At 55.2% G+C, this 3,112-nt stretch carries 6 protein-coding genes; 4 read left to right on the top strand and 2 right to left on the bottom strand.

What is annotated here, in order from left to right:
* On the bottom strand, window positions 1–386 hold a 386-nt coding region (locus M7439_RS02165), incomplete at its 3' end, for a helix-turn-helix domain-containing protein (RefSeq protein WP_308464365.1).
* Entirely contained in the window at window positions 383–949 is a 567-nt protein-coding gene (locus M7439_RS02160) for an IS607 family transposase (protein ID WP_308464364.1), read from the bottom strand. The genes M7439_RS02160 and M7439_RS02165, both read right to left, overlap by 4 nt.
* Before the next feature lie 152 nt (window positions 950–1,101).
* Between M7439_RS02160 and M7439_RS02155 the strand changes: the two genes are divergently transcribed.
* From M7439_RS02155 to M7439_RS02140, 4 genes are all read left to right on the top strand, one after another.
* Window positions 1,102–1,710, top strand: a complete 609-nt coding sequence (locus tag M7439_RS02155) for a hypothetical protein (RefSeq protein ID WP_308464363.1) — start codon at window positions 1,102–1,104, stop codon at window positions 1,708–1,710.
* 100 nt (window positions 1,711–1,810) lie between these two features.
* A complete protein-coding gene (locus tag M7439_RS02150) occupies window positions 1,811–1,951 on the top strand; it encodes a hypothetical protein (RefSeq protein WP_308464362.1) in 141 nt (46 codons plus the stop codon).
* Window positions 1,941–2,180 (top strand): MoaD/ThiS family protein, encoded by a 240-nt coding sequence (locus tag M7439_RS02145; protein ID WP_308464361.1) that lies wholly within the window; start codon window positions 1,941–1,943, stop codon window positions 2,178–2,180. The genes M7439_RS02150 and M7439_RS02145 overlap by 11 nt, the downstream gene beginning before the upstream one ends.
* 256 nt (window positions 2,181–2,436) lie before the next feature.
* Entirely contained in the window at window positions 2,437–3,012 is a 576-nt protein-coding gene (locus M7439_RS02140) for an RtcB family protein (protein ID WP_308464360.1), read from the top strand.
* Window positions 3,013–3,112 lie beyond the last annotated feature (100 nt).

The following is a 3,112-nucleotide window of genomic DNA, read 5'->3' as shown; positions in this document are numbered from 1 at the left end:
AGTGCCTCGAGCGTCCATGACGTAGAGAGGTGATCTGCATTCTTCTGCTTGGCGTCCATGTCGGACTTGACCTTGGCTAGCGCCCAGTTATAGGCGACCCTTCTAGCTCCGAAGTGAGACCGTATGAGTGATGCCTTTTGTGGGTCTTTGGGCCACTCGACCTCAAAGGATGTCCCCGTGACAGTCCAGCCGCTCGGGACTTGCTCACCAGTGTCATCACAGAGCCGAAACAGCACACTCACTGACTCCACCGCAGCTCGGTACTGTTCAAAGTCGCCTTGCAACTGCACCTTTGGTGTTGGTTTGCCATTTTTGACAACGATCACACCACCGGTGATATCAGCTACCTTCTGCGCCTGTGCCTTTGTCCGCATAATAACAATCATGAGCACGCCACCTCAATAGCACGTTGTGCTCTACTTTCAGACGACCTGCGGCCATAGAGTCGGGTACACAAAGACGTCAACAACTCTGTGACATCGCGAACAAGATCGTCATCTACTTCGGCGGACCCAACAACGACCAATCTTCTCGATTGAGCGCTGAACGCAGCCTCTATATAGTCGGCTCCAAACCGACAGAAGCGGTCACGGTGCTCGACCAGGATGGTCTCAACTTCTGGATCGCTCAATAAAGACAAAACTTTGCGTCTATGTCCATTGAGAGCGGAGCCAACTTCGGTTACTACGCGATCTACCGAATACCCATGTTCAGTAGCGAAAGCTAGTACTCGTGCCACTTGTCTGTCTGGGTCTGGTTTTTGGTCAGAGGAGGATACTCGCGCATAGCCCAGTGACGATCCGTGTTGTGGATCTTCCGATGCTAAATCTCGGACTAGGATGAGCTGGCCAACCTTGAGTGCTTGGACGGGCATCTTTCCGGTCCGATACCATCTATATGCTGTCAGAGGATGTCCACCCTGGGACAGCGCCCAATCAGCCGAGTTCATTATTAATCGTCATAGTACATCTCTCTGACAACTGTTGGAACCCCCGTCACGTTATCGATCCTCCAAGCAAGATTGTGAGCCAGCTTAGTGACTGACGCTGGGGAGTTGGATCCAGTTGTGGCGTTGTACTCATCGTCTCCGAGAGATGTAGCGTGGAAGGCCCCTCGTACCCGGTCCACTTCGTTGTATCGAAGAGTGACGGTAGAACTCTCTTTGAGAGTGCTGGCGATCGGCTTCTGGCGAAAGAGTCTCCTGGCTATACTGACCTATGTATCGAGGTGGGAGGTGATCAAATTTTGCTGATCACGTTAGAGGACAGGTTGTTGAGGGTCTCCTCCCGCCTGCCGAAGCTCCCAGTTGTTATTGTTGCTCACCTTACTAAGTGGGCGTGGGTGATCGCTTTGGGGGTTGGGATCCTCGTTCTCTTAGACGCCTTTGATATCGTGAGCGCCGCGACGGCTTTTGGAGGATCCTGCACGGGGGTACTCCTCGGCTGTGTCGGCGGGTCTGCCCTGTCGAGCTTTTATGTGGCCGCGGCGTTGACTGCCGCCTATGGGGTGGTGTATCTGAGGGGTGTCCGGCCACTCCGGGAACTCCGGGAGCGGGGATGGCGCATCGTCTTCCTTGGGACCCTTGTCCAACTCGGGGCTGGAATCGCACTGACATTTTTCTTTGGTTTGAACGGGATTACCCTGGTGCTGCTCGAAGTCGTCTGTGGGTGGTATTTGCTCTTCTCGATCCGTTCTGCCTTTATTTACTGACCTTGGATTTGGTGAACTTGTAGAGTGCCGTCCGCGGTGGTTGTCTCGCTGATAGTCCCCTTGTTATCGAGAGGATGGAGTCGGTGCTAAGCTGCCAGGGATGATGGATGATCATGAGACGCAGGCAGCTGAGGAGATGCTCGTTGGGGTCGAGGAGGCGCTGCGAACGCTCCATCAGTCATTCGATCTCCTGACGACGGAGATTGCACAACTACTGGATCCGAGGGATCGTGATCGTTAGATTTTTTGGGAACGCCAAGGCAGTCGCTGGTGCCGATACGATCGAGATTGAGGCCGATCCTGGTACCGTCTCGCACTTTGTGGAGCAGCTTGGCGAACGCTGTGGCGAAGAGATGAAGGCGCTCCTCCCGTACTGTCGCCTGGCTCACGGCTCCGTGGTCCTCGACCCAGAGAGCGCCATGCCTATAACCGGTGAGGTCGTTGTGTTGCCCCCGGTGTCTGGCGGCTAGAGTTCCACGGGTTTGCGAGGACTGAGCGCCAGCAGAGAGATGGTGGAGTGAATCAGTCGTGTCATTTCGTAGCAGAAGTGCGCTCCATGGTACGACACGGTGCCCATTGTTTTCTTTGCTGGTGCTCGATCGTGATGGGTGTTCACAGAGACGTGCTGTCGTCGTAACACTCGATGATTCAGACTGCTCCTCGGATCGATAGCGGCAGTAGTTCACGACGATTACACTGATAATGCTATTCGGAAGGGGCTAGGCCATGCCAAGAATGCACGACAAGGTACTCGTCTGGGGAGAGATCGAGGATGCTACCATCGATCAGGCAGCACGCCTCTCTCGCATGCCCTTTGTCACGGGCCATGTTGCGCTGATGCCCGATGCGCATGTGGGTATGGGCTCGACGATCGGAACGGTCTTTGGGACGCGTGGTGCCATTATTCCTGCAGCGATAGGGGTGGATATCGGGTGTGGTATGGTCGCGCAGTTCCTGGGCGTGAGGGCAGAGGAACTTCCCGATAATCTTGATGAGCTCCATCATTCGATCGCACGCTCGATCCCGGCTGGCATGGGACAGGGGCATCGGGGCGATCATCGCGATGAAACGACGAGGACTACGATCGAGCATCTGATCGCTGCTCGCTCCGATTGGAACGAACAGGATCAGCGACGTGCCTACAGCCAGTTTGGAAGTCTAGGAAGTGGCAATCACTTCGTGGAGATCTGCCTTGACGAGAACGATGACGTCTGGGCAGTACTCCACTCTGGATCTCGAGGTATCGGCAATGCCCTTGCTACCGGAACCCGTCAGAGTACTTGCTGGGAGGGGATGTTGTAGACCCTAGTCGGTATCAGCTCACCGCCGACGCTTTGGGCTCGGAATTCACTGGAACCAATGAGGTGGAGACAACAGGGTCCCAGTTGCGGGTGTTGCCCTG

Source organism: Ferrimicrobium sp., from assembly GCF_027319265.1.
In the GTDB taxonomy this organism is placed as follows: Bacteria; Actinomycetota; Acidimicrobiia; order Acidimicrobiales; family Acidimicrobiaceae; genus Ferrimicrobium.
The sequence above is the reverse complement of the archived record's forward strand: the minus strand, read 5'-3'. Positions and strand labels throughout refer to the sequence as shown.

Bases quoted from the DNA above. Each gene is read 5' to 3' on its own strand.
- M7439_RS02160 (WP_308464364.1), bottom strand. From the start codon at position 949: ATGAACTCGGCTGATTGGGCGCTGTCCCAGGGTGGACATCCTCTGACA.
- M7439_RS02150 (WP_308464362.1), top strand. From the start codon at position 1,811: ATGATGGATGATCATGAGACGCAGGCAGCTGAGGAGATGCTCGTTGGG.
- M7439_RS02140 (WP_308464360.1), top strand. From the start codon at position 2,437: ATGCCAAGAATGCACGACAAGGTACTCGTCTGGGGAGAGATCGAGGAT.